23 protein-coding genes are annotated in these 25,192 nt (G+C 36.8%); 9 read left to right on the top strand and 14 right to left on the bottom strand.

Translation table 11 applies throughout. The annotated features are described in order from the left end of the window. Positions 1 to 103: 103 nt before the first annotated feature. From R2R71_RS00700 to R2R71_RS00710, 3 genes are all read right to left on the bottom strand, one after another. Entirely contained in the window at positions 104 to 718 is a 615-nt protein-coding gene (locus tag R2R71_RS00700; protein ID WP_316829315.1) for a bifunctional nuclease family protein, read from the bottom strand. 76 nt (positions 719 to 794) lie between these two features. Then, the gene (locus tag R2R71_RS00705; RefSeq protein WP_316829316.1) at positions 795 to 1,766 is read right to left on the bottom strand and encodes an electron transfer flavoprotein subunit alpha/FixB family protein; all 972 of its coding nucleotides are present in this window, start codon (positions 1,764 to 1,766) and stop codon (positions 795 to 797) included. Positions 1,767 to 1,858: 92 nt separating this feature from the next. Then, positions 1,859 to 2,596 (bottom strand): electron transfer flavoprotein subunit beta/FixA family protein, encoded by a 738-nt coding sequence (locus R2R71_RS00710; RefSeq protein ID WP_316829317.1) that lies wholly within the window; start codon positions 2,594 to 2,596, stop codon positions 1,859 to 1,861. Between the two features lie 60 nt (positions 2,597 to 2,656). Here R2R71_RS00710 and R2R71_RS00715 point away from each other — a divergent pair, with 60 nt between their 5' ends. After that, positions 2,657 to 2,992 (top strand): tetratricopeptide repeat protein, encoded by a 336-nt coding sequence (locus R2R71_RS00715; RefSeq protein WP_316829318.1) that lies wholly within the window; start codon positions 2,657 to 2,659, stop codon positions 2,990 to 2,992. Positions 2,993 to 3,002: 10 nt separating this feature from the next. Then, entirely contained in the window at positions 3,003 to 4,220 is a 1,218-nt protein-coding gene (gene chrA, locus R2R71_RS00720; protein ID WP_316829319.1) for a chromate efflux transporter, read from the top strand. 68 nt (positions 4,221 to 4,288) lie between these two features. Here the strand turns inward: chrA and dnaB are convergent, their stop codons facing one another. Beyond that, on the bottom strand, positions 4,289 to 5,851 hold the full coding sequence (dnaB, locus tag R2R71_RS00725) for a replicative DNA helicase (protein ID WP_316829320.1): 1,563 nt from the start codon (positions 5,849 to 5,851) through the stop codon (positions 4,289 to 4,291). A 199-nt stretch (positions 5,852 to 6,050) separates the two neighbouring features. On the opposite strand from dnaB, the gene rlmB reads away from it, so the two are divergent. Both rlmB and R2R71_RS00735 read left to right on the top strand, forming a co-directional pair. After that, positions 6,051 to 6,818: a 23S rRNA (guanosine(2251)-2'-O)-methyltransferase RlmB gene (rlmB, locus tag R2R71_RS00730; RefSeq protein WP_316829321.1), complete on the top strand. Its 768-nt coding sequence runs from the start codon at positions 6,051 to 6,053 to the stop codon at positions 6,816 to 6,818. Between the two features lie 58 nt (positions 6,819 to 6,876). Further along, positions 6,877 to 7,626: a DUF5995 family protein gene (locus tag R2R71_RS00735; protein WP_316829322.1), complete on the top strand. Its 750-nt coding sequence runs from the start codon at positions 6,877 to 6,879 to the stop codon at positions 7,624 to 7,626. On the opposite strand, the gene R2R71_RS00740 is transcribed toward R2R71_RS00735, so the two are convergent. Next, positions 7,623 to 8,714 (bottom strand): mannose-1-phosphate guanylyltransferase, encoded by a 1,092-nt coding sequence (locus R2R71_RS00740; RefSeq protein WP_316829323.1) that lies wholly within the window; start codon positions 8,712 to 8,714, stop codon positions 7,623 to 7,625. The genes R2R71_RS00735 and R2R71_RS00740 overlap by 4 nt on opposite strands. 14 nt (positions 8,715 to 8,728) lie before the next feature. After that, the gene (locus R2R71_RS00745; protein WP_316829324.1) at positions 8,729 to 9,697 is read right to left on the bottom strand and encodes a KpsF/GutQ family sugar-phosphate isomerase; all 969 of its coding nucleotides are present in this window, start codon (positions 9,695 to 9,697) and stop codon (positions 8,729 to 8,731) included. 91 nt (positions 9,698 to 9,788) lie between these two features. On the opposite strand from R2R71_RS00745, the gene recQ reads away from it, so the two are divergent. Then, positions 9,789 to 11,978: a DNA helicase RecQ gene (gene recQ, locus R2R71_RS00750; protein ID WP_316830227.1), complete on the top strand. Its 2,190-nt coding sequence runs from the start codon at positions 9,789 to 9,791 to the stop codon at positions 11,976 to 11,978. A 119-nt stretch (positions 11,979 to 12,097) separates the two neighbouring features. Continuing rightward, positions 12,098 to 12,910 carry a 3-deoxy-8-phosphooctulonate synthase gene (gene kdsA / locus R2R71_RS00755; RefSeq protein WP_316829325.1) on the top strand — a complete coding sequence of 271 codons (813 nt, stop codon included), beginning with the start codon at positions 12,098 to 12,100 and terminating at the stop codon, positions 12,908 to 12,910. Positions 12,911 to 12,993: 83 nt separating this feature from the next. On the opposite strand, the gene R2R71_RS00760 is transcribed toward kdsA, so the two are convergent. Further along, positions 12,994 to 14,880: an OmpA family protein gene (locus tag R2R71_RS00760; RefSeq protein ID WP_316829326.1), complete on the bottom strand. Its 1,887-nt coding sequence runs from the start codon at positions 14,878 to 14,880 to the stop codon at positions 12,994 to 12,996. A 38-nt stretch (positions 14,881 to 14,918) separates the two neighbouring features. After that, complete coding sequence (locus R2R71_RS00765; RefSeq protein WP_316829327.1) at positions 14,919 to 15,542, bottom strand: 7-carboxy-7-deazaguanine synthase QueE; 624 nt, start codon at positions 15,540 to 15,542, stop codon at positions 14,919 to 14,921. Between the two features lie 106 nt (positions 15,543 to 15,648). Between R2R71_RS00765 and R2R71_RS00770 the strand changes: the two genes are divergently transcribed. Next, positions 15,649 to 15,984: a Rieske (2Fe-2S) protein gene (locus R2R71_RS00770; RefSeq protein WP_316829328.1), complete on the top strand. Its 336-nt coding sequence runs from the start codon at positions 15,649 to 15,651 to the stop codon at positions 15,982 to 15,984. A gap of 15 nt (positions 15,985 to 15,999) precedes the next feature. Here the strand turns inward: R2R71_RS00770 and R2R71_RS00775 are convergent, their stop codons facing one another. The 6 genes from R2R71_RS00775 to R2R71_RS00800 form a co-directional block, all read right to left on the bottom strand. After that, positions 16,000 to 16,419 (bottom strand): PIN domain-containing protein, encoded by a 420-nt coding sequence (locus R2R71_RS00775; protein ID WP_316829329.1) that lies wholly within the window; start codon positions 16,417 to 16,419, stop codon positions 16,000 to 16,002. Between the two features lie 3 nt (positions 16,420 to 16,422). Beyond that, the gene (locus R2R71_RS00780; protein WP_316829330.1) at positions 16,423 to 16,683 is read right to left on the bottom strand and encodes a DUF6364 family protein; all 261 of its coding nucleotides are present in this window, start codon (positions 16,681 to 16,683) and stop codon (positions 16,423 to 16,425) included. Positions 16,684 to 16,799: 116 nt separating this feature from the next. Beyond that, positions 16,800 to 17,681 (bottom strand): bifunctional 5,10-methylenetetrahydrofolate dehydrogenase/5,10-methenyltetrahydrofolate cyclohydrolase, encoded by an 882-nt coding sequence (locus R2R71_RS00785; RefSeq protein ID WP_316829331.1) that lies wholly within the window; start codon positions 17,679 to 17,681, stop codon positions 16,800 to 16,802. 131 nt (positions 17,682 to 17,812) lie between these two features. Next, positions 17,813 to 19,600, bottom strand: a complete 1,788-nt coding sequence (gene lepA / locus R2R71_RS00790; RefSeq protein WP_316829332.1) for a translation elongation factor 4 — start codon at positions 19,598 to 19,600, stop codon at positions 17,813 to 17,815. A 386-nt stretch (positions 19,601 to 19,986) separates the two neighbouring features. Next, the gene (locus R2R71_RS00795; protein WP_316829333.1) at positions 19,987 to 21,411 is read right to left on the bottom strand and encodes an MATE family efflux transporter; all 1,425 of its coding nucleotides are present in this window, start codon (positions 21,409 to 21,411) and stop codon (positions 19,987 to 19,989) included. A 326-nt stretch (positions 21,412 to 21,737) separates the two neighbouring features. Then, positions 21,738 to 22,157, bottom strand: coding sequence for an acyl-CoA thioesterase (locus tag R2R71_RS00800; protein WP_316829334.1), 420 nt, complete (start codon positions 22,155 to 22,157; stop codon positions 21,738 to 21,740). A gap of 394 nt (positions 22,158 to 22,551) precedes the next feature. Here R2R71_RS00800 and rpsO point away from each other — a divergent pair, with 394 nt between their 5' ends. Together rpsO and pnp are read left to right on the top strand one after the other, a co-directional pair. Then, entirely contained in the window at positions 22,552 to 22,836 is a 285-nt protein-coding gene (gene rpsO, locus R2R71_RS00805) for a 30S ribosomal protein S15 (RefSeq protein WP_025146265.1), read from the top strand. A gap of 177 nt (positions 22,837 to 23,013) precedes the next feature. Beyond that, positions 23,014 to 25,149, top strand: a complete 2,136-nt coding sequence (pnp, locus tag R2R71_RS00810; protein WP_316829335.1) for a polyribonucleotide nucleotidyltransferase — start codon at positions 23,014 to 23,016, stop codon at positions 25,147 to 25,149. Positions 25,150 to 25,192: the final 43 nt, after the last annotated feature.

Consider the following 25,192-nt stretch of genomic DNA (forward strand, 5'->3'; position numbering starts at 1 on the left):
GAACTATTTTAAAACATTATTAAAAATTAGACCCAAATTGTTTTAAATAATTTGGGTCCGGGTTGTTTTAATGAATATTTATTGGCATCATTCTAGATTTTCACTAGGATTTACCTCTTTTATTGAGTTCATCCCTTAACCTAGCAGCTTTTTCGTAAGCTTCTTCTGCAATTGCCTCCTGTAATTTTTGCTGTAATTCTTCGAGGGTTAAATCGCTAAAACCTTGCTGGTTTGTTGTAATTGGAATTGTATCAGCTTCGGGTTCTTTTGCAATACTATCCATGTTTTCAAGAAAAAGAAAATCATTGCCTTCGATAACTATTCCTGCAGAAGCTAAAATAAATTCGTAGGTATAAATTAAAGCATCAAATCTTACAGCCAGTGCTATCGCATCAGATGTTCTAGCATCAATTTCATGCGTATTCTTACCATCGCTACATATCAGTTTTGCATAAAAAACACCATCAACCAAATTATAAATAATTATTTCCTGGATGCTGATATGAAAAGTTTCAGCCATTGATTTAAACAGGTCATGAGTTAATGGCCTGCTCGGTGTCATTTTTTCAATTTCGATGGCGATGGCTTGCGCTTCAAAGGCACCAATAATAATCGGCAAACGCCTGCGACCATTCACTTCGCCTAGAACCAAAGCGTAAGCACCTGATTGAGTTTGGCTGTAAGATAAGCCTACGATATCTAATTTTACTTTTTTCATATTTGCTGATGTCATGTCGAGCTTGCCAAAGTATTTTAACTTAATAATTTAACAGGCACATGATGACAAGAATCAATTATCCCTTATGTGCTTTTAATGCTTCAATTAATTTAGGAACCACTTCAAAAGCGTCTCCAACAATACCATAGTCGGCCACTTTGAAGAAAGGTGCTTCAGGATCTTTGTTAATTACAACAATAACCTTTGATGAACTTACACCCGCTAAGTGCTGAATAGCACCAGAAATACCAATTGCGATGTACAAATTAGGGCTGATGGCGATACCTGTTTGTCCTACGTGTTCCGAATGTGGTCTCCAATCTGCATCACTTACCGGTTTTGAACAAGCCGTAGCTGCACCTAATAAGCCAGCAAGCTCCTCTATCATTCCCCAGTTTTCAGGGCCTTTTAATCCTCTTCCGGCAGAAACTACTAATTCTGCATCTGGCAAAGAAACTTTATCCGTAGCCCGAACAATATCTTTAATTACCGTACCCAAATCTGATTGTTTAATATCCGCAGAGAAGGTTTCAATAACTGCATCAACAGGATTTTCTTTAACACCAAATGCATTGGGATTTAAAGCTATAATTTTATTGGCTGATGTTAATGCGGTAACAGCAAATGCTTTACCCGAAAATGCAGTTTTCTTAACTTCAAATTTGCCACCATTGGTGTCAGGTAATTCAACCGCACCATCTGCTAAACCTGCTTTTAATTTTACGGCAATGCGTGGCGCTAATCCTTTACCAGAGAAAGAGTTTGAAAGCACCACTATATCAGCCGACTCTTTTTCAGCTGCTGCAGCTATAACGCTTGCATAAGCCTGGTTTACAAAAGATTTTAACTGATCGGCACTAACGTTTAATATTTTTGAAGCACCATATTTTCCTAATTCTTTAAGCTCACTTTCAGCTACATTACCGATAGAAATTGCTGTTAAATTAGTTGATTGTTGATCGGCTATCGCTTTGGCATAGGAAACAGCTTCAAAAACCGATTTCTTAAATTTACCTTCTGCTTGTTCTACATATACTAATACTGACATATATTTATTTCTTTATCCCCAGTGGGGATTTGTGTAAACGATTTGATTGTTTAATGAAATTCCTTACTTCTCAAACCAGAGAAGTATTGGGTTTAGATTACCTTAGCTTCGCTGTGTAATAAGTTAATCAATTCTGCTGTCTGATCGGCTGGGATTAATTTTACTGTACCACGAGGGGCAGGGGTTTCATATTTTGTTACTTTTGTAACTTCATCAATTGAAACCGCTTCAACAACAGTTAAGGGCTTTGTTCTTGCCGACATAATACCACGCATATTCGGGATTTTTGGCTCAGCAACACCTTCAGCACAGCTTGCAACAAATTTACCAGAAACAGTAACTACTTCTTTTCCACCTTCTATTTCACGTTCAACTGTTGAAGAAGTACCATCAGTATCTAATTTTTTAATGATTGAGATAGACGGGATATCTAAAAATTCGCCAACCATTGCAGCAACCTGATTACCGTTATAATCAATCGATTCCCGACCTGTTAAAATAATATCAAAATCTTTGTCTTTCGCATATTCTGCAATTTGTTTTGAAACAAAATAGGCATCTCTCGGTGCAGCATTTACTCTAACCGCATCATCAGCTCCAATAGCCAGGGCTTTTCTAATTGTAGGATCGTTTGCTGCTTCACCTACATTTATTACAGTTACCGTACCTTTTCCACCTTCTGTAAGTTCAATTGCTCTTGATAAAGCAATTTCATCGTAAGGATTAACAATATATTGTACACCCGCAGTATTGAATTCGGTATTATCGTTGGTAAAAGTTATTTTTGTCGTCGTGTCGGTCACGTTACTGATACAAACTAATATTTTCATATAATTACGTTTTTATATAAGGTCTTTCTGCAAATTTAATTAAAAAAGCAAGGAATTAAAATGTCATCTACCCGTTTAAGTAAGTTATTAGAATTTTTGGAAAGCGATCCAAATGATCCGTTCATACTATATGCCTTAGCAACAGAGTATAACAGCCAAAACGATAAGGAAAATGCCTATTCTTTTTACCTTCAGCTAACGGATAAACACCCGGATTATGTAGGTACATATTACCATTTGGGCAAGCTTTACGAAAAAGATGGCAAGAAAGAGCAGGCAATTGAGGTTTATCAGAAAGGTATGCTTGTAGCAAGGAACAAGCGTGATATGCATGCTTTTTCTGAATTACAGGGCGCATATAATGTTGCAGCAGGATTGGATTACGAAGATGATTAAATTTTAACAAATGCAGGCTAAACCGCTACTGGTTAAAAAGCAATGGCTTTTTCTCCGGAATGTTGTATTTTTCACTTTTACTTCTTTCGGAGGTGCGCAGGCACATCTCGCTTTACTTTTAAAATATTTCGTACATAGTTCCAAGTTTATAACCGAAGAGGAACTTTTAGAATTAAATGCGCTCGCACAGGTTTTACCCGGGCCAGCATCAACACAAACGCTGGTTGGTATAGCATGGAAAGTAGGTAAGCTCAGGCTCGCAATCATCACTTTTTTAATCTGGATTTTACCAACAGCAGCAATCATGACTTTTGCTGCAATCAGCTATGCCTTGCTTGATTCGAAACAAAAATTTGTTGATATCCTCGAATATATCCAGCCTATTGCCTTAGGAATTGTAGCTTATGCGGCTTTTAAATTGGGAAAAAAAGTACTATCGTCGCAAATGTCGATATTCTTATCAATTGCAGCGGTAGTTGCAACCTTGGTATTGAGAAACGCGTATGTTTTTCCTCTGGCGATATTACTCGGCGGAATGATCTCATCAGCAATAGAAACACCAAAAGAAGAAACGGAACTAAGGGTTAAGTTATTCTCGAACGTAAACCCAAAGAAGTTAATCTATTTTTTCAGTGCGTTGCTGCTATTTGCCTTGGTAGGTGCCATCATAAACAGAACCTCTCCATTCAGTTTACCCATCCGCTTACTGGAAAATTTTTACCGAAATGGAATTCTCGTTTTTGGTGGCGGACAAGTACTTGTTCCACTAATGTACACTGAGTTTGTAGAGATGAAGCATTATTTACATGCAACCGGTTTTTTATCGGGTTTTGCCCTACAACAGGCTTTGCCAGGGCCAACCTTTTCATTTACCAGTTACCTTGGCGCATTGAGCATGAAAAATTTTGGCTATGGAATGTGGGGGCAAATACTCGGTGGTTTGATTGGCGTAATCGGAATAAATTTGCCTGGTTTAATTCTTGTTCTTTTTATTGTGCCTTTTTGGGATGATCTAAAAAAAATATCGCGAATACGCCACAGTCTCTCAGGAATTAATGCTGTAAGTGTGGGTTTTATTATCGCCGCCTTTATTCTTTTAATTATCCCAATAGGTTTTAACTGGCTTTTTTTAGGAATAATGCTGGCTACATTTCTTTTACTTAATTACACTAAAATCAGTCCCCCAATTATTGTATTAGCCGGAATCTTAATTGGTTATTTGTTTTGATTGCTGGAAGATGGTAATAAAGAAAATTTAAATTCACATTAAATTTTCTTTATTACATTATGCATTTTCTAAAATGGAGGATCATCATCGTTATAATCATCCATTTTAGAAGGACGGATGATTACATTGCTTTGTTTTTCAAAATCCTGTGATGGGTACATACCTGCGGCAGGATCGGCAGAGAAAGAAGATGGTGCTGTGAAATCTTCTTCCAGATCGGCAAATTTCACGAATTTACCAACGAATTTCAATGGAACAATTCCGGTTTCACCATTACGGTGTTTAGCAATAATTACTTCACCAATACCAGCCTGAGACCTTCCTTGCTCATCTTCGGTAATACCATAATATTCAGGACGGTAAAGGAATAAAACCATATCCGCATCCTGTTCAATTGAACCCGATTCACGTAAATCGGATAGCATTGGCCGTTTTCCTTGTAATCCTGGCCTGCTTTCTACTGCACGACTCAACTGCGATAATGCCAATACCGGAACGTCCAATTCTTTAGCAACCGATTTTAATGCTCTTGATATACTACCAATTTCCTGCTCACGGTTACCTCCGCCTTTTCCACCTTCGCCTTTACCGTGCATCAGCTGCAAGTAATCGACAATTACCAATTGAATATCATATTGCGACTTAAGTCTTCGGCATTTTGCCCTGAACTCAAAAATATTTAAAGCCGGCGTATCATCAATAAGGAGCGGGGCTTCGGTTAAACGGCCAATTTTACTGTGTAACTGCTGCCACTCCCATTCCTGTAAATTACCTTTCCTGATTTTCTCCTGCTCAATTTCGGCTTCACCAGATATCAAACGATTAACTAATTGAACTGACGACATCTCCAATGAAAAAACTACGGTAGGTTTTTGGAAATCGACAGTAGCATTTCTGGCACAGGTTAAAACGAATGCTGTTTTTCCCATCGCCGGACGAGCAGCAATAATTACCAAATCTTGCTTTTGCCATCCTCCGGTAATTCGATCCAAGCCAGTAAAACCTGTAGGTACACCCGTTAAGCCATCTGTTTTAGTTCTTAATTCTTCGAGTGTTGCCAAGGATTGCTTGATGATATCATCCATTTTTTGCGTATCCCTCCGAAGGTTGTTTTGTGCAATGTCAAACAATCCTTTCTCTGCGTGATCCAGTAAATCGAAAATATCAGTGGTGTCTTCGTAAGCATTGGTAATAATATCAGTAGAAATCCTGATGAGTTCCCGCTGGATATACTTTTGCGAAATGATACGTGCATGGAATTCGATATTTGCAGCAGAAGCTACACGATTTGTTAAATTGGTGATATAGTAAGCACCACCAACCATTTCCAGGGTACCCATTTGACGCAGCTCAGAAGTAACTGTTAAAATATCAACTGGTTTCGATTTTTCGAACAACATGTGAATAGCCGCAAAAATCTTTTGATGTGCTTCCTGATAGAAAATTTCAGGCTTAAGAATATCAATTACAGCAGATAAAGCATCTTTTTCCAGCATTAATGCGCCTAAAACCGCTTCCTCTAAATCTAATGCCTGAGGAGGCAGCTTACCCATCGAGCTTACTGTATTTGTTAATCTAGCCTTTCTGGATGTAAGATTGCCTTTTCCGCCTTGTTCGTTTTCGATACTCATACAACAAAAGTAGTTAAAAGTTACGCCTATTGTTTTAACAAGTTTTAAGTTGTTTGTTAACAAGTTGACATAGAATTCGATTAAAATTTTCGGCTTTTAAGAAATAGTAAAAATTTTTAAACAATTAAATGTTAATAAGGAAGCGATAGATTAGTGGCTATGCATTTATTTGAATACTTTTGCCTAACAATTTTTAATCATGGATAATTTTAGAAGACCACAACGCGTAAAAGAGAATAATGAATTTGTATTTGGTATCAGAGCTGTTATTGAAGCAATAAAAGCCGGAAGAGATATTGAAACAATTTATGTGCAAAGGGGATTGGGTGGTGACTTATTTCTTGAATTAAAAGCATTACTATCCGGCACATTAATACCTTTAAATTCTGTCCCTGTAGAGAAACTGAACAGAATGTCGCAAAAGAACCATCAAGGTGTTATCGCTGTAATTTCTCCAATTACGTATCAAAATATTGATGATATTGTTCCACAAATTTTCGAAAAGGGTGAGGTGCCTTTAATATTGGTTTTAGATAGTGTTACCGATGTACGAAACATGGGCGCTATTGCCCGTACAGCAGCTTGCGTAGGGGTGCATGCCATTGTAGTGCCATTAAAAAATGCAGCACAAATTAATGCAGATGCCATTAAGACATCGGCAGGGGCTTTGTTTAGCATTCCAATATGCAGACATTCTAACCTTCATAAAACATGTCTTTTCCTTCAGGAAAGTGGATTACAGGTAGTGGCCTGTACTGAAAAAACCAGTGACTTTATTTACGCACCTGATTACACGTTGCCTACAGCAATTATCATGGGTTCGGAAGATGAGGGGATTTCGAACGACCTTTTAAGGGTTGCTGACCATCTAGCAAAAATACCGATGGCTGGAAAAATCGAATCGCTAAATGTATCAGTTGCTGCAGGTGTAATTTTATACGAAGCTATCCGACAAAGAACATCTTAATTTAAGGTACTGGTTGTTAGATAATTATTTTTAATTTTATTAACAATAAATTATCGCTATGCAACCAGCTACTACTATTGGAGAGGTAATTTCACATCTGGATGAAATTATCAAAGAAAGTATTTTAAAGAAATCAAGAATAGGCTATTTTGCCTGCTTATATCGGAAGATGACCGTCGCTGTTCAAAAGGGTATAGCTGACGGATTATTTCAGGATGGAGCAAGAATGGAAAAGCTTGATGTTATTTTCGCAAACAGATATCTTGATGCATACTATAAGCAATCGAAGAAAATACCTACAACAGCTTCATGGAACGCAGCATTTTCAGCAACTTTAAATCCGTACACGGTAATTCAGCATTTACTTCTAGGAATGAATGCACACATCAATCTTGATTTAGGTGTTGCAGCAGCTGAAACGGGTAAAGGGTCAGATATTCATCTGCTTAAAAATGATTTTAATCTCATTAATGATATTATTGATAGCCTGATTAATGTTGTTCAGAAAGATTTAGAAGAAATCTGTATGCCGATGAAACTGTTAAAGTATGTGGATAATAAAAGTAAGGAATCTGTAATTAATTTTAGCATTACAACCGCACGAAATACCGCCTGGTTAAATGCAGTAGCCTTGTCTAAAGTTTTTCCTGAAATGTATAATCCATATATTAAAGGGCTTGATTCGAAGATTGTAGTGGTAGCCCAAAATATAACAAATCCTAACTTTTCTCAAAGTTTAATATTGAGAACAGTTAGGACTTTTGAACCAAATGATGTTGGTGAAATCATTAAATTTTTAAGGGATTAAATGTATTTATTCCCAAAGCGGGATTTTACTTCAGCTACGAATTCTTTAACCCTTTGTTCCTCATCTCTTGGGCAAACCAAAAGCATATTATTGTTTTCTACAACTATAAAATCGTGTAAGCCATTTAAAATTACCAGTTTATCTTTCGGTACGTTAACCATGCAATTTGATGAATCGAACATAATAACCTGTTCTGATGGAATAACAGCATTGCCAACATAATCTTTTTCTGCCATTTCATAAATCGAGGCCCAGGTACCCAGGTCAGACCATCCGAAATCAGCAGGTAAAACATAAACGTTATCTGCTTTTTCCATGATACCAAAATCGATTGAAATGTTGGTACACTGTAAATATGCATTCCCAATAAAAGCTTTCTCACGGCTTGTATTTAATTCGTTTCTGCCTGCATTAAAAATATCATACATATCAGGCAAATATTTTTGGAATGACTTTAGGATAGTCTTCGCCGACCAGATAAATATACCGGCATTCCATAAGAAATCACCACTTTGGATAAAAGATTTTGCCAGCTCAAGATTGGGTTTTTCCGTAAAAGTTTTAACCTTATGTAAATCTTTATCAGTGCTTAAAACGTGATCAGTATGCTGTATATAGCCATACCCGGTATCCGGACGATTTGGTTTTATTCCCAAAGTTATCAAGCAATCGTTTTGTGATGCTGCATTTAAAGATTGTTCAATCGAGGTAATAAATCCATCCATATCGGCAATAGTATGATCAGATGGAGCAACAACGATAGTTGCTTCAGGATTTAATTCTGCAATTTTTAAACAACCATAAGCGATACAGGGTGCCGTATTTCTTAAAAGTGGTTCAGCTAACACTTGATTTTCAGTAATATCAGGAATCTGTTTCTTGATCAGATCAGCATATATTTCATTGGTTACTATAAAAATATTTTCGGCCGGACAAATTTTTAAAAAACGTTCGTAAGTACTTTGAATCAATGTTTTACCTACCCCAAAAAAATCGATAAATTGTTTCGGATATTCGGTTCGGCTTACTGGCCAGAAACGGCTTCCAACACCGCCGGCCATAATCAGAGCATAAAAATTTTTATTCATTTCTAAATTTAAATCTACACTATTCCTTCATTCAGCAAATCATGTAGGTGTATGATGCCAAAATAGGTATTTTTGTCTAAAACTAACAATTGAGTGATGTTATTTCTTTTGATTAAATCTAAAGCATCAACGGCAAGTGATTCACGCTGAATGCTTTTAGGATTTCTTCCCATGATATCTTCTGCCTTCAAAGATTCGATATCAGAATTTGTTTCCAGCATCCTCCTGATATCACCATCAGTAATCACACCTAAAAGCTCATTTTTACCACCAATAACAGCAACAGCACCTAAACGGTTTTTGCTAATTTCTATTAAAACTTCTTTAACAGAAGCTGAAGGTTTTATTGAAGGCTTTTCATTTGAGGCGGCTAAATCACCCGCTTTCAGGTATAATTTTTTCCCCAACGAACCACCGGGATGATATTTTGCAAAATCACTTTCATTAAATTCCCGACATTCCAACAAGCATATTGCGAGTGCATCACCCATAGCAAGCTGCGCTGTGGTACTTGTTGTAGGGGCTAAATTATGCGGACAAGCCTCTTTTTCTACTGAAGTATTTAAAACTAAATCTGCCTGCTGCCCTAAAAATGAATTCGTCTCGCCCACCATAGCCACAAGGGTATTTCCAGCCGATTTCAACAGTGGAATGAGTACTTTGATTTCTGGCGTATTGCCACTTTTCGACAAACAGATAATAACATCATTTAGTTGTATCATCCCTAAATCGCCATGTATGGCATCAGCAGCATGCATAAAGATAGCCGGAGTACCGGTAGAATTAAATGTTGCGACTATTTTTTGCGCAATAATGGCACTTTTGCCAATACCGGTTACAATAACACGTCCTTCACATTTTAAAATAGCTGAAACCACCTTTTCAAAATCATCGTTGAGGTTTTTAGCAACATTTAAAATGGCTGCCGCTTCTAGCTCCAGCGTATTTGTAGCCGATTGAATTATAGATTTTTTACTTTTCAAAGAGAAAAAAATTGTTTGTTGATACTTGAATTTCTTGTAAAATTATGTTATTTTGGATAGAAAAATAGCATCGCATATTTTATTACACAAAATGGACGTGAAAAAGTCGTTATTTGATAACCTGCAAAATTTCTTCGGGTTTGATAATTTCAAAGGTGATCAGGAGTCGATCATTACAAATATTTTAGAAGGCAATAACACTTTTGTTATAATGCCCACGGGTGGGGGAAAGTCTATTTGCTATCAATTACCGGCTTTAATGAGCGAAGGAACAGCAATTGTTATTTCTCCGTTAATTGCATTAATGAAAAACCAGGTGGACCAACTGAGGGCATTTGGTGGAAATGACAGCATTGCTCATTTTCTTAATTCATCCCTAAACAAATCAGAGATTACCCAGGTGAAGTCTGACCTGCTAAGTGGTCAAACTAAATTGTTATACGTAGCTCCCGAATCACTTGCAAAACAAGATAATATTGAGTTCTTAAATCTCATTAAAATATCTTTTGTAGCTGTTGATGAGGCACATTGTATTTCGGAATGGGGGCACGATTTCAGACCTGAATACCGCAAGATTAAACAAGTAATAGCGGGTTTAGGAAACAATATCCCAATTATTGCATTAACAGCAACGGCAACACCAAAAGTTCAGCAAGATATAATGAAGAACCTTGGGATGACCGAAGCAACTTTATTTAAATCGTCCTTTAACAGGCCAAATCTTTTTTATGAAATCCGCCCGAAAAAAGATATCACCAAGGAGATTATAAAATACATAAAATCTAATCCTGGTAAATCTGGTATTATTTATTGCCTGAGCCGCAAGAAAGTGGAGGAAGTAGCTGAAGCCTTAAATTTAAATGGAATTAGTGCTTTACCTTATCACGCTGGTTTGGAGCCAAAAGTAAGAGCTGAAACACAGGATAAATTCTTGATGGAAGATGCCGAAGTAATTGTCGCAACCATTGCTTTTGGTATGGGCATTGATAAACCCGATGTTCGCTTTGTGATTCATCACGACGTTCCAAAAAGTATGGAGGGTTATTACCAGGAGACAGGCAGGGCAGGTCGTGATGGAGGTGAAGGCGTTTGTATTGCTTTTTACTCACAAAAAGACGTAGACAAGCTTGCTAAGTTTATGAAAGATAAACCGGTTTCTGAACGTGAAATTGGTACACAGATATTAAAAGAAGTTATTGATTATGCAGAATCCGGGGTTTGTCGCCGCAAGCAAATTCTTCATTATTTTGGTGAGAATTTTAATGAAACCGGATGTAATTGTATGTGCGATAACTGTAAAAAGCCCAAGAAGCAATTTGATGCTGAAGAACAGTTATCGATTTTGCTGAAGTTCATCGAAAAAACCGGAGAGAAATTTGACGATGCGCACCTATTAAACGTTTTTCTTGGTTTAGAAACTGCCCAAACTATTGCCTATGAACATAGCAAAGTGCCTGAATTTGGAATTGGTAAAACGGATGGTGAGTTGCTGTGGAAATCAGTTATCCGCCAGGCGGTATTAAATAATTTCCTTTTCAAGGATATCGACAACTATGGACTGTTAAAATTAACCAAGCAAGGCAAAGATTTTATCGAGAACCCGTATAGCTTAAAGTTTATTTTAAACGAGCTCATCGAAACGAGTACAGTTGATGACGATGATGATGCTAAGCAAGGTACTGGAGCGTTGGATACACATTTATTGCAGCTGCTTAAAGATTTACGCAAAAAAATAGCCAAGCAAAAAAATGTGCCGCCATTTGTGGTCTTTCAAGATCCATCATTGGAAGAAATGTGCACGCATTACCCCATAACAACCGAAGAATTAAAACAAATTTCGGGGGTGGGGTCTGGTAAGGCCATAAAGTTTGGAGCACCATTTATTGAATTGATAAAAAAATATGTTGAGGATAACGACATTGAGCGTCCAATTGACCTGATCATTAAAACCCAGGCTAATAAATCGCAAATGAAGGTATCCATTATCCAAAACATTGATAGGCAAATTGGTCTCGAAGATATCGCAGATTCGAAAGGCATTACCTACGAAGAAATTCTTAAGGAGGTTGAATCAATCGTGAATTCTGGAACCAAGTTAAATCTCAATTATTTCATTGATGAAGTAATTGATGATGACAGACAGGATGAAGTTTTCGATTATTTCCGTGCAGCTGAAAGCGACTCTATTGATGATGCCCTTAATGAGTTAGGTGAAACAGACTATACACGTGAGGAAATTCAACTGATGCGCATTAAATTTATGTCAGAATTAGGGAATTAATACAAAAAGAGCGTTAATATGGATGATGTATCAGGTTATTCATATTGACACTACTTATTTTCAATTGTGTTTATCCGGTTTTCGCTTATCCATCATACATCTTCTATAATACTTTTTACATGTTAAATTACTTAGATAATATAAAAAATACAGATTCAGGTAACTTCTTTTTAATGGCTGGCCCTTGTGCAATTGAGGGCGAAGATATCGCCATGAGAATTGCTGAAAGAATTGTTAGCATTACAGATAAACTTCAAATACCTTATATTTTTAAAGGATCTTATCGCAAAGCAAATAGGAGTAAGGGAAGTTCGTTTACAGGCATTGGCGACGAAAAAGCATTGAAAATACTCGCAAAAGTGGCTAAGGAATTCGGTGTTCCAACGGTTACCGATATCCACGAAAGTGATGAGGCCGCAATGGCTGCTGCATATGTTGATGTATTACAAATACCTGCTTTTTTATGCCGCCAAACAGATTTATTAATCGCTGCAGCAAATACTGGCAAAGTTGTAAACGTAAAGAAAGGTCAGTTTCTATCTGCTGGTTCTATGAAATTTGCAGTTGAAAAAATTAAAGAGGCTGGTAATGAGAAAGTGATTCTAACGGATAGAGGAAACACATTTGGTTACCAGGATTTAATTGTGGATTACCGTGGTTTACCTGAAATGCAAAGTTTCGGTGTTCCTGTAGTAATGGATTGTACACATTCCTTACAACAACCGAATCAAAGTAGTGGTGTTACTGGTGGAAAACCTGAATTAATTTCAACCATTGCCAAAGCAGCCATAGCTGTGGGCGCTGATGGATTATTTATAGAAACACACCCTGACCCGCCTAATGCAAAATCTGATGGTGCTAATATGTTACATTTGGATTTGTTGGAAGAAACTTTAACCAAATTAATCAGAATTCGACAAGCGATACTTTAATGTTATTTTCATTCTAAATGCAGTGAAGCATCTCATAAAGTGATTCTTCACTGTGTTCAGAATAATAACTTTGTTTATGAATTTTAAATTTTGGTAATTACAAACGAAGTTCTGCGGTTATTTTTTCTGCCAATTTCAGTCTTATTATCAGCGATAGGTTTGCTTGCTCCAAAACCTTTAAAGCTCAGTCTATTCACCACGATATTATTCTTCAATAAATATTCATAAACTGCATTGGCTCTATTAAATGATAATTTATCATTCAATTTAGCATCACCCACATTATCAGTATGTCCTTGAATTTCGATATTAACACCAGGGTTTTGATTTAAGAAATCGATTAACAAATCTAATTCTCTTATAGAAGCCGGAAGCAAGTTATACTTATTGGTATCGAAGAAAATATTTCTTAAAGTAACGTTACCACCTTGTTTAATCTTCTCTATGGAAACTTCACTAACATAAGGTTTGTTAATGTCTCCAGCTTTTAGCTCAAAATTTTCTGAATAGAATAAATACCCTTCTGCACTAACATTAAACAGGTAATCGCTTCCGATAGGCATCACCGCTAAAAACTGCCCGGTTTCTGCATCTGTATAATCATCAAAAACAGTTTTATTTGACTTTAAATCAATCACTTGCACATTGCTTTCTATTGTTTTCTTCGTGTCTTTATCACGAACAATGCCCTTTACGTAAGAAACTTTGAGTGGCTTAGCCAATTCGGGAATTCCAAAGCTGTAAATATCCTGGGCACCATAACCATCTTTTAAATTGGAAGAGAATAATCCGTAATTTCCATCCGCACTAACAATCAATCCATTCTCATCATCAAACGAATTTATAGGGTATCCCATGTTTTCAGGTTTTTGAAAATTCCCGGCGTCGTCCATTCTGCTGTAAAAAATATCTTTATTTCCGAATCCAGGCCAGCCATCTGATGAAAAATATAATGTTTTCCCATCCGCATGCAAAAAGGGTGTATTTTCATCATAAGGCGTATTAATCTGAGGCCCTAAATTTATTGCAGGTCCCCATTTAGCATCATCAGTAATTGTACTCTTCCAGATGTCGTACCCACCAGAACCACCAGGGCGGTTACTGATAAAGTACAATGTGCGTCCATCAGGACTAATTGCAGGTTGCGATTCCCAATATTCTGAGTTGACGGGTTTACCTATATTATAGGGTTCGCCCCAATCTTTTCCTTCCCGGTGTGAAACATAAATGTCGCACCTTCCTAAACCATCAGGACGGTTACAACCTGTAAAAAACAAATACTTTCCATCAGGGGAAATGGTTTGTGCCCCTTCATTGTACTGGCTGGTGTTTATTCTTGACGATAACGGCGTTGCCAAATTCCACGAATTGTTCTTGAATTGAGATGTCCAGAAATCTTCGTTCCCATTAACCTGTCGGGTAAAAATCAAAGTTTCTCCATCGGCAGTTAAAGTAGGGAAATATTCAGCATCAGCTGTATTAACTCCCTTACCTAGATTTGTTGGCTTAAATTGTACAGGTTTCTTTATCGCTATTGATGCAAAATCACAGTCTGAAAGATACTTTCTTGCCTTTCTGGCCCGATCTGAAGAACTGTCTTGCGTTAGAAATTCATTAAAATCTTGTTTCGCTTTATCATACTCCTGCGTGGCAAACTCCATTTCAGCAAGGTTAAAAATAACCGGAGGTGCTACATTTTTGTTAATGCTAATCGCTTTCTGAAAGGAATTATTAGCTTCTACATACCTCTTTTGATATCGATACACATCACCTAAAAGAATAAAAGCAGCCTGAAACTGATTGTCCTCACGAACAGCATTTTCCAAATTTTGCGCCGCTAAAGCATAATCTTGTTTTTGTATGTATGGACCAGCCTTTTCAAAAAAACTTTGCGCCTTTCTATTTTGCGAATTTTGAGCATAAGTAATGAAGCTCAATATGCTAAAGGAAAGAAGAAACCAGTATTTCATTACATTAACATTTGGTGATCAAAGCTAATGTAATTTATTTATGGAATATTTAAAAATTTATGTGTTTGCAAAGAGATTTCCCACTTTGGGTTGGCCATTACATAATCAATTATCATTGGGGTAATTTCTTTTGATTTAGACCACTCGGGCTGAAGATACAATTTACAGGTAGCAGATACCATTGCAGCGTATTCCTCTGCCCATTTAAAATCACTTTTGTTAAATACGATAACCTTTAACTCGTTAGCAAAAGGCGTTATATCAGGCCTTGGTGCTTTGAACTTTTTAGGCGAAAGGCAAATCCAATCCCAGTTTCCTGAGAGCGGATAAGCTCCGGAAGTTTCTATGAAAGTTAAAATTCCCTGTGCTTTAAGCTTATTTGTTAAATAATCAAGATTATAAATTAAGGGCTCGCCACCTGTAATTACAACCGCCTTGCCCGGGTATTTAGCTGCGTTTTCAACGATTACATCTGAAGGTGTTAATGGATGCATTTCCGCATCCCAACTTTCCTTAACATCACACCAATGACAGCCCACATCACATCCACCTAAACGAATAAAATATGCCGCCTTGCCAGTATTAAATCCTTCGCCTTGAATTGTGTAAAATTCTTCCATTAAAGGAAGTAATGTGCCGTCTTCTGGTATGTCTTGTTTCATTTTTGAGGTTGCAAATATCTTAAAAAAATATGGTGTAAGCATTCCTCTTTTAAAAATTAATGTAAAGATGAAATAAGACTGATATTTAAATACTTATTTTAGCCAAATGAAGTGGTTTAAAGCCTTAAATAAAGTTCAGCTACCTGTTAAGGATTCAATTAAAACAATTGAAGTCAACGGGAAACAGCTTTGTATTATTAATAATGAGGAGAAAATAATAGCTACTCAATCATATTGCCCTCATGCAGGTGGGCATTTTTCTGGCGGCTGGTGTAAAAATGGCCATTTGATTTGTCCGATTCATCGTTATGCCTACAGTCTTGAAACTGGCAGAGGAGCAGAGGGGCAGGGAGATTATATCAATATTTATCCTACAGAAATACGAGAGGATGGATTGTATATCGGTTTTGAGGAAAGTTGGTGGAGTAAACTTTGGGGATAAACTTAATCTCTTGTATTAATTAAGTAAATGCCTTTTAAAAAACGTCTGGCAATTTAATACCTCAATATCAGCGAAATAAAAATCTTCAATGTCTTCTGTGATAATGCATTTGCAATCAGCTGATTCTGCTGCGTAATATTCTAAACCATCCTCAAAATCTAAAATTGATTTATTTGATAGGGTATCGAACACACTTTTTGAAGAATTTGGCGCTATTTTAATGTGCTGACACAGCAAATCTATTTTTTGCCTGGCAAGTTGTGCTTTATGTTTCTTTTCAGCAAAGTAAAATGCTATAGCTAAACAAAGAGGTGAGGTGTAAACTTCAAATTTGGGATGTGAGGCCAAACTCAAAATTCTTGATGAATATGTAAATAGTGGATATTCTTTATTCAGCACAGAAACGAGAACATTTGCATCTAAAAAAATCTTCATCAGCTACTTTTTTGATGAAAAGTATTCATCTTTTAATGCTTTACGACCAGGTTTAACTGTTTTTTTATATTCCATTTCACCCTCGGCAACCATACTTACCCAATCAGAAATAGGATAATCTTCTAATGATTTGTAATCACTAGAAGTTACCTGAACCAATAGATGTTCAATTAAACGCGATAAACTAATGTTATTATCAGCAGCATATTTTTTAGCTTTTGTAACAACATCCTTATTAAAGCTTAAAGTGAGTTTCGAATCCATAACATTGTCTTTATAAAACAAATATAATAAATACGTATTAAACAAAAAATAAATACGTACAAAAAAAGCAACTCAGATTTTGGGTTGCTTCAGTATTTAAACTTTTATCTTTAAACCTAATTATAAATCTCTTTTCTGGCCGATGCTAAGGTATTTTTTAATAAACCTACAATAGTCATTAAACCAACACCACCAGGAACTGGTGTTATGTAAGATGATACTGGTGCAACATTTTCAAAATCAACATCACCGTAAAGTTTAAAACCGGATTTAGTTTCAGTTGAAGTTTCACGGTTAATTCCAACATCTATAATTATTGCACCAGGTTTAACCATATCCGCTGTAATGAAGTTCTTTTTACCAATTGCAGCAATAATAATATCAGCTTGTAAAACCTGTTCTTTTAAATCTTTAGTGCGTGAATGTGTAAGCGTAACGGTACAATTCCCTGGAGTAGCATTACGGGCCATTAAGATACTCATTGGGCTACCAACAATATTACTCCTGCCAACCACAACACAATGCATTCCTGCTGTATCAATTTTATACTCTTCAAGCATCAGCATAATACCATAAGGGGTTGCTGGAATGAAACATGGTAAATTACGCATCATCCGACCTAAATTAACCGGATGGAAACCATCAACATCTTTACGGTAATCGATTTTTTCAGTAACTTTTTCCGGATCGATGTGTTTTGGTAAAGGTAATTGAACAATTAATCCATCAACATCATCATCCTGGTTAATTTCTTCAATTTTAGCCAGTAATTCAGCTTCAGTAACTGAATTATCATACCGGTGAAGCGAAGATTTAAAACCTACTTTTTCGCAGTTTTTCATTTTACTGGCTACATAGGTTTCACTTCCACCATCATTACCAACTAAAATAGCAACTAAATGAGGTTTTCTACCTGTTTTATTGAGAAATTCAGCAGCCTCTTCAGCAATCTGAATCTTAACTTTTTCTGATACGTATTTACCGTCTAATAATTTCATGTTTAAAGTATCGAGTAGTAGGTATCAAGTAGCAAGACCAAAAAGACTGCTTTAATACCCACTGAAATTATAATTATATTAACTGATTGTTTCAAATCTTGATACCTGATACTTGTATCTTGATTCTATTTTTAATCTAATTTCAACACAGCCATAAATGCAGATTGCGGGATTTCTACGTTACCTACTTGGCGCATGCGTTTTTTACCTTTTTTCTGTTTCTCCAATAACTTACGCTTACGGGAAATATCACCACCATAACACTTCGCAGTTACATCTTTACGTAGCGCACTCAATGTTTCGCGGGCAATAACTTTAGCACCGATTGAAGCTTGTATTTTAATCTCGAATTGTTGGCGTGGGATTAATTCTTTCAGTTTCTCGCAAATCTTCTTTCCAAAATCGTAAGCATTACTACGGTGAATTAATGAAGATAGCGCATCAACAGGCTCCTCGTTAATTAGCATATCCAAACGAACTAAATCCGATTTGCGATAACCAACCTGATGGTAATCAAAAGAAGCGTAACCTTTAGAAATGGTTTTCAGTTTATCATAAAAATCGAATACAATTTCACCCATTGGCATTTCAAAAACCAATTCAACACGATCGGATGTTAAGTAAGATTGATTAACAATAATACCACGCTTTTGAATACAAAGCGACATTACCGGACCAACGAACTCCGCTTTTGTAATAATATTTGCCTTAATAAAAGGCTCCTCAACTGAGTCTAATTTACTTGGATCTGGTAAATCAGATGGGTTATTTACCGTAATTTCAACGCCTTTTGTAGTATGTGCAACATACGATACGTTGGGTACAGTTGTAATTACAGTCATGTCGAACTCACGTTCTAAACGCTCCTGGATAATCTCCATGTGCAGCATCCCTAAGAAACCACAACGGAAACCAAAACCTAAGGCGGCAGAACTCTCAGGTTCAAAAACGATAGAAGCATCATTTAACTGCAACTTGTGCATCGCTTCACGAAGCTCTTCGAAATCCTCTGTATCAACCGGATAAATACCGGCAAATACCATTGGCTTAACTTCTTCAAATCCTTGAATAGCGCCTTCTGCCGGCCTGCCAACTGTTGTTATCGTATCACCAACTTTAACTTCACGTGCTTCTTTAATTCCGGAAATAATGTAGCCCACATCGCCGGTTTTAACCACGTTACGCGGAGCCATATCCAGTTTCAAAATACCAACCTCATCAGCCAGATATTCTTTACCGGTATTAATAAATTTTACCTTATCGCCTTTTTTGATTTCGCCGTTCACTACCTTATAATAAGCAATAATTCCTCTGAAGGAATTGAAAACAGAGTCGAAAATCAAGGCTTGCAACGGAGCCTCAGTATCACCAACAGGAGCAGGAACCCGGTCAACAATAGCTTGTAAAATTTCAGGAATTCCCATCCCGGTTTTACCAGAAGCAGGAATAATATCATCACGATCGCAACCGATTAAATCAATAATCTGGTCTTTAACCTCTTCAGGCATAGCTCCTGGCAAGTCCATTTTATTTAAAATCGGAATAATCTCAAGATCGTGCTCCAATGCCAAATACAAGTTAGAGATGGTTTGCGCCTGAATACCCTGAGAAGCATCAACAATTAATAATGCACCTTCACAAGCAGCAATTGAACGCGAAACCTCGTACGAAAAATCTACGTGTCCGGGAGTGTCAATTAAGTTGAAAACATATTCTTCGCCACCAACCTTATAGTTCATTTGTATGGCATGACTTTTAATTGTAATGCCTCGCTCACGCTCCAAATCCATGTTATCGAGCAATTGCGCCTGCGCCTCACGCTGCGAAATCGTCGCTGTATATTCTAATAACCTATCAGCCAAAGTACTTTTACCATGGTCAATATGTGCAATAATGCAAAAATTACGTATATGCTTCATCTTTGCGCAAAGATATGTTTTTTAATGGAATTTGTAATGTGGAAAATTCAGCGTAAAACGGCATCATTTTTTAGTATTTTGAAAAACAAAAGTAGTAGCATTTCGGCTACAACAGTCCTGCTTTCCGTTGCAATCTTTTTGGGGTTATGTTGTATTCAAAATTTTCGTTATTGCGAGGAGGAACGACGCGGCAACCTATTTTTTGCAGCTGAACAAAAAGTATTTTCACTGCAATCAGGTTTGTTTAAAATAATACTGAAGTTCTTCTGAACATTTCCTTTCTAATCCCTTAAATTAATTTTGCCACGGAAACACTGAAATCACTGAAGTTAAATAATTAAAAAAACCAATTCCGTGTAAATCCGTGTTTCTGTGGCAAGCAACAACTAAACTTTGGTTTTCTTCCAATTACCCTTTTTAAATAAGATAAATGCAGCAATCGCAATTCCAGCTTCTGCCGTTGGAATGGCTATAAAAACACCAGTGGGCCCCATATTTAAATATTTTGCTAAAAAGTAAGCGAATGGAATTTGAAACAACCAGAAAGCAAAAACATTAATTTTAGTAGGTGTCCAGGTGTCGCCAGCACCATTAAAGGCACTACTAAATACCATTGCTGAGCCATAGATAACAAAGCCAATACTCAAGATTTTTAAAGCACGGCCCGCAATTGTAATTACCTGTTCGTTAGCAGTAAAAAACGAAGCAAACAGATGACCGCAAGTTAAAAACACGACACTCACGGTAGCCATAAATACTATTATGTACTTTAATGTTTGAAATACTGATTTTTCTGCCCTATCAATATGTCCTGCGCCTAAATTTTGTCCTACCAAGGTAGCTGCTGCATTACTTAAACCCCAGGCCGGCAACATGAAAAACATCATCAGGCGCAATGCCGTCTGATAGCCAGCCGAACCTTCATCACCGCCCGTAGTGGCAACTAACTCGGCTAAAAACACCCAACTACAGCTTGCTATTACAAATTGAAAAATAGCTGGAGCTGCAATTTTAATAATGGCTTTTATCTGTTCTAAATCAGGTATGAAATGCTTGATTTTTATTTTCAGGATATTTTTCCCATTAAATAAGTTATAAAGCTGATAAGTAACACCTAATCCACGACCGATGGTTGTAGCAATTGCGGCACCAGTTAAACCGAAAGCAGGTATCGGCCCAAAACCATTTATAAAAACAGGGCAGAGGATGATGTTGGCAATATTGGCAATCCATAAACTTCTCATGGCTATTGCCGCATTCCCAGCACCCCTAAAAATACCGTTGATTAAGAAGAGTAAAACAATGATGATGCTTCCACCCATCATTATACGCACGAAAGTTACGCCATGGTTAGCCGTTTCAGTAGAGGCCCCCATTAACAGCAAAATATCCCTGGCATAAATTAACCCTGCAATACTTATTAAAATGTTAATTGCAACGGCAATTACGATGGTTTGCATGCCAGCTTTCGAGGCGGCCTCAGGATTTTTTTCGCCAATTCGTCTTGCTACAACGGCTGTAGCGGCCATGCTTAAGCCAATGGCTAATGAATAAATAATAGTTAAAACTGATTCCGTTAAACCAACGGTTTGTATGGCGTGGCTACTGTTTTCTAAATGACCGACGAAGTATAAGTCGACTAAAGCAAAAACCGATTCCATAGCCATCTCAAGCATCATAGGAATCGCTAATAAAATTATAGCTCTCTTAATACTTATCGAAGTTAAGTCTACTTCATGACCTTTTATTGATTGTAAAAGCAGTTCGAAAAAAGAAGATAGTTTGCCCTGTGTCTTTGTTGACTGTGACATATATTAATGTAATTATAAAATGTAATGAATGAACCAAAAGACGTGCAACAAAACTGCACATATCTAAATTGAAATGGGGAGAGAATCCTTGGTGATTAAAACCTCAAACGGATTGCAGATACTATCATGGTTCTGTTCTTTTTGATGGAACAAAGATAGATAAAATTTTATATTGTCAAATTTTAATGACTGATTTTTAAGGTTTTGATTAGTTTTTGCTCATTTAAGTCACGGAAATACAGAAGACACGGAATTGAGCTGGATTATTGATTTCAGACTTTGTCATTCTGAACACTGTGAATAATCTGCAAGTGAAGACGTTATTACTATATGCTATAAGCCTTTATCATCTCTTCAGTTACCTTTGTTCCACGGCTGGTATTCAGATCAATTAAAACGTAATCAAAAATCCCATCAGAAGCTACTTTACCCGTTTTTTTATTGATAATTTCGAACTGAACGGAGCAACCTTTATCGTTCATTGTTAAAATACCAGTCCTGATCAGCATTAAATCGTTCATTAAAAGTGGCCTTTTAAAATTAATTTCTACCTTGCTCACTACCCAGCCTAAACCTAGTTTGGTAAAATGCTCCCAAGGCATATTGTAGAACTTTTCCATTTGCTCATAACGGGCAGCAAGTACATAATCGAGGTACTTACTGTTATGTACATGGTTAAACATGTCGATATCATCAGGGCGGACACGTAATTCGCTTTCGAAAATGCTAAATTGATTCTTTTCCAAAGGGTAACTATTTTATGCAAAAGTAAGGTATTTGTTTTATCTGAACGATTATGAGGAAAAACTAAGTTTCTTGCACAATCTTAAATTTAGTAAACCCGACTTAGTGGAAATACTTTTAAAATTGCAGCAAACTTAAATATGTTGTCATTCTGAGGTACGAAGAATCTGCCACCGTTGAAACAGATTCTTCGTATTTCGGAATGACAGCAGTTTTTAAAAAGATTGTAGCGAGGGCGGGTGGGTTGCACCCAATAAAAACTGAACCTTGTTTTCCAAATAATCAAGCGATTAACGTAAAAAATCCATATACAAATTACACTTGCTAATATTTAAAAATAGCTTTATCTTTGCGGCTCAATTAATTAATTTTTTATTGCTTTAATATTATTCAAGAATGTATTTAAGTCCAGAAAAGAAAGCCGAAATCTTTAAACAACACGGCGAAGTAGAAACCAACACTGGTTCTGCTGAAGGTCAGGTAGCGTTATTCACATACCGTATTGCGCACTTAACAGAACACTTAAAGAAAAATCGTAAAGATTTCTCTACACAGTTATCACTTCAAAAATTAGTAGGTAAACGTCGCGGTATTTTAGCTTACCTATACAAAAAAGATATTGAGCGCTACCGTGCTATCATCAAAGCTTTATCGCTTCGTGATATCATTAAACAAAAATAAGCGAATTTTATCAACAAGAGCCATTCTGTAAAGAATGGCTTTTTACTTTCCAGTTAAATATTTTTAACAGGATTTATGTTAGATAGGCTTTTTTAATCCTATCTTCGTTTGCAAAAACAAATACATATATAAACAACGGTGTGTAGAAAGAGGAAAACACACCATAATTCTATTTAAATGAATGTAATAAAAAAATCGTTCGATTTGGGCGATGGCAGAATTGTAGAAATTGAAACTGGTAAATTAGCTAAGCAAGCTGATGGTTCGGTAGTAGTGAAAATGGGCGATACCATGTTGTTAGCAACGGTTGTATCTACTGTAGGCGCTAAACCAGGTACTGATTTTTTACCATTATCGGTTGATTATCAAGAAAAATATGCGGCAACTGGTCGTATCCCAGGTGGTTTCTTACGTCGTGAGGCCAGATTATCTGATTACGAGGTATTAATTTCACGTTTAGTTGACAGAGCTTTACGTCCACAATTCCCAAGTGATTATCACTCCGACACACAAGTGATGATTTCATTAATATCTGCTGATAAAAATATTATGCCAGATTGTTTGGCAGGTTTGGCAGCATCAGCTGCATTGGCAGTTTCTGATATTCCTTTTAACGGTCCGATTTCTGAAGTTCGTGTAGCTAAAATTGATGGTAAGCTGGTTATCAATCCATATGCAAGCGATTTAGAGCGTGCAACTTTAGAATTTATGGTTGCTGGTTCGGCTAACGATATTTGCATGGTTGAAGGTGAGTGCGACGAGATTCAGGAAGAAGAAATGGTAGAGGCATTGAAATTTGCTCATGAGGCAATTAAAAAACAATGTGCTGTACAATTAGAATTAACTGAAGCTACAGGTAAAACTGTAAAACGCGAATATAGCCACGAAGACCACGATGCTGACTTAAAAGCAAAGGTTTATGCTGATACTTATGATAAAGTTTATGCAGTAGCAAAATCGGGTTCAACTAAAGATGAGCGTGCTGAAGGCTTTACTGCAATCATCAACGAATTCTTTGAGGCAATGCCTGAAGATACTGCTGATTTGACAAAGGCTATGGCTAAACATTACTATCATGATGTTCAGTATGATGCTGTTCGTAATTTATTATTAGATGAAGGCATCCGTTTAGATGGTCGTTCAACTACTCAAATCCGTCCAATCTGGAGTGAAGTTGGTTATTTACCAGCAGCACATGGTTCTGCTGTATTTACCCGTGGTGAAACACAATCATTAACTACAGTTACCTTAGGTAGCAAAGATGATGAGCAAATGATTGATGGTGCTTTCTTCAACGGTTACCAGAAATTCTTATTACACTATAACTTCCCAGGTTTCTCAACAGGAGAGGTTAGACCAAACAGAGGTGCTGGTCGCCGCGAAATCGGTCACGGTAACTTAGCACAACGCTCTTTGAAAAAAGTATTACCAGAAGGTGCTGAAAACCCATATACAATCCGTGTTGTATCTGATATTTTAGAATCAAACGGTTCTTCATCAATGGCCACAGTTTGTGCAGGTACCTTAGCATTAATGGATGCCGGTATTAAAATCAAAGCTCCGGTTTCAGGTATTGCAATGGGTTTAATTACAGACGAGAATACAGGTAAATACGCAATTCTTTCGGATATTTTAGGTGATGAGGATCATTTAGGTGATATGGACTTTAAAGTAACCGGTACAGAAAATGGTATTGTTGCTTGCCAGATGGACTTAAAAATCAATGGTTTATCATACGAGGTTTTAACTAAAGCTTTATTACAGGCTAAGGATGGTCGTTTACACATCTTAAACGAGATGAAGAAAACGATTAGCCAGCCTAATGAAGATTATAAACCGCATGCTCCACGCATTGTTTCTTTAGTTATCGATAAAGAATTCATTGGCGCAGTAATTGGCCCAGGTGGTAAAATTATCCAGGAAATGCAACGTGAAACCGGTGCTACTATTTCGATTGAAGAAGTAGATGGTAAAGGTAACGTTGAAATTTTCGCAGATAACAAAGCTTCGATTGATGCAGCTGTTTCAAGAATTCGTGCGATCGTTGCTAAACCGGAAATCGGTGAAGTTTACCAGGGTAAAGTGAAATCAATTATGCCATTTGGTGCATTTGTTGAGATTATGCCAGGTAAAGATGGTTTATTACACATTTCAGAAATTTCATGGCAACGTTTAGAAACCATGGATGGTGTATTAAAAGAAGGTGATAAAATCGAGGTTAAATTATTAGACGTAGATAAACAAGGTAAAATGAAACTTTCGCGTAAAGTGTTATTACCTAAGCCAGAAAAGCCGGCAGCGCCACAAGCTTAATCCTTAAATTCCCTTAAAAAGGACTTTAAGATACTTAAACCCT

The organism is Pedobacter aquatilis, from assembly GCF_032678405.1.
In the GTDB taxonomy this organism is placed as follows: Bacteria; Bacteroidota; Bacteroidia; order Sphingobacteriales; family Sphingobacteriaceae; genus Pedobacter; species Pedobacter aquatilis_A.

What these genes read in the sequence shown, in the direction of transcription:
- R2R71_RS00700 (WP_316829315.1), bottom strand. Translation starts at nt 718, where the DNA reads ATGAAAAAAGTAAAATTAGATATCGTAGGCTTATCTTACAGCCAAACT.
- R2R71_RS00705 (WP_316829316.1), bottom strand. Translation starts at nt 1,766, where the DNA reads ATGTCAGTATTAGTATATGTAGAACAAGCAGAAGGTAAATTTAAGAAA.
- R2R71_RS00710 (WP_316829317.1), bottom strand. Translation starts at nt 2,596, where the DNA reads ATGAAAATATTAGTTTGTATCAGTAACGTGACCGACACGACGACAAAA.
- R2R71_RS00715 (WP_316829318.1), top strand. Translation starts at nt 2,657, where the DNA reads ATGTCATCTACCCGTTTAAGTAAGTTATTAGAATTTTTGGAAAGCGAT.
- chrA (WP_316829319.1), top strand. Translation starts at nt 3,003, where the DNA reads ATGCAGGCTAAACCGCTACTGGTTAAAAAGCAATGGCTTTTTCTCCGG.
- dnaB (WP_316829320.1), bottom strand. Translation starts at nt 5,851, where the DNA reads ATGAGTATCGAAAACGAACAAGGCGGAAAAGGCAATCTTACATCCAGA.
- rlmB (WP_316829321.1), top strand. Translation starts at nt 6,051, where the DNA reads ATGGATAATTTTAGAAGACCACAACGCGTAAAAGAGAATAATGAATTT.
- R2R71_RS00735 (WP_316829322.1), top strand. Translation starts at nt 6,877, where the DNA reads ATGCAACCAGCTACTACTATTGGAGAGGTAATTTCACATCTGGATGAA.
- R2R71_RS00740 (WP_316829323.1), bottom strand. Translation starts at nt 8,714, where the DNA reads ATGAATAAAAATTTTTATGCTCTGATTATGGCCGGCGGTGTTGGAAGC.
- recQ (WP_316830227.1), top strand. Translation starts at nt 9,789, where the DNA reads ATGGACGTGAAAAAGTCGTTATTTGATAACCTGCAAAATTTCTTCGGG.
- kdsA (WP_316829325.1), top strand. Translation starts at nt 12,098, where the DNA reads ATGTTAAATTACTTAGATAATATAAAAAATACAGATTCAGGTAACTTC.
- R2R71_RS00760 (WP_316829326.1), bottom strand. Translation starts at nt 14,880, where the DNA reads ATGAAATACTGGTTTCTTCTTTCCTTTAGCATATTGAGCTTCATTACT.
- R2R71_RS00765 (WP_316829327.1), bottom strand. Translation starts at nt 15,542, where the DNA reads ATGAAACAAGACATACCAGAAGACGGCACATTACTTCCTTTAATGGAA.
- R2R71_RS00770 (WP_316829328.1), top strand. Translation starts at nt 15,649, where the DNA reads ATGAAGTGGTTTAAAGCCTTAAATAAAGTTCAGCTACCTGTTAAGGAT.
- R2R71_RS00775 (WP_316829329.1), bottom strand. Translation starts at nt 16,419, where the DNA reads ATGAAGATTTTTTTAGATGCAAATGTTCTCGTTTCTGTGCTGAATAAA.
- R2R71_RS00780 (WP_316829330.1), bottom strand. Translation starts at nt 16,683, where the DNA reads ATGGATTCGAAACTCACTTTAAGCTTTAATAAGGATGTTGTTACAAAA.
- R2R71_RS00785 (WP_316829331.1), bottom strand. Translation starts at nt 17,681, where the DNA reads ATGAAATTATTAGACGGTAAATACGTATCAGAAAAAGTTAAGATTCAG.
- lepA (WP_316829332.1), bottom strand. Translation starts at nt 19,600, where the DNA reads ATGAAGCATATACGTAATTTTTGCATTATTGCACATATTGACCATGGT.
- R2R71_RS00795 (WP_316829333.1), bottom strand. Translation starts at nt 21,411, where the DNA reads ATGTCACAGTCAACAAAGACACAGGGCAAACTATCTTCTTTTTTCGAA.
- rpsO (WP_025146265.1), top strand. Translation starts at nt 22,552, where the DNA reads ATGTATTTAAGTCCAGAAAAGAAAGCCGAAATCTTTAAACAACACGGC.
- pnp (WP_316829335.1), top strand. Translation starts at nt 23,014, where the DNA reads ATGAATGTAATAAAAAAATCGTTCGATTTGGGCGATGGCAGAATTGTA.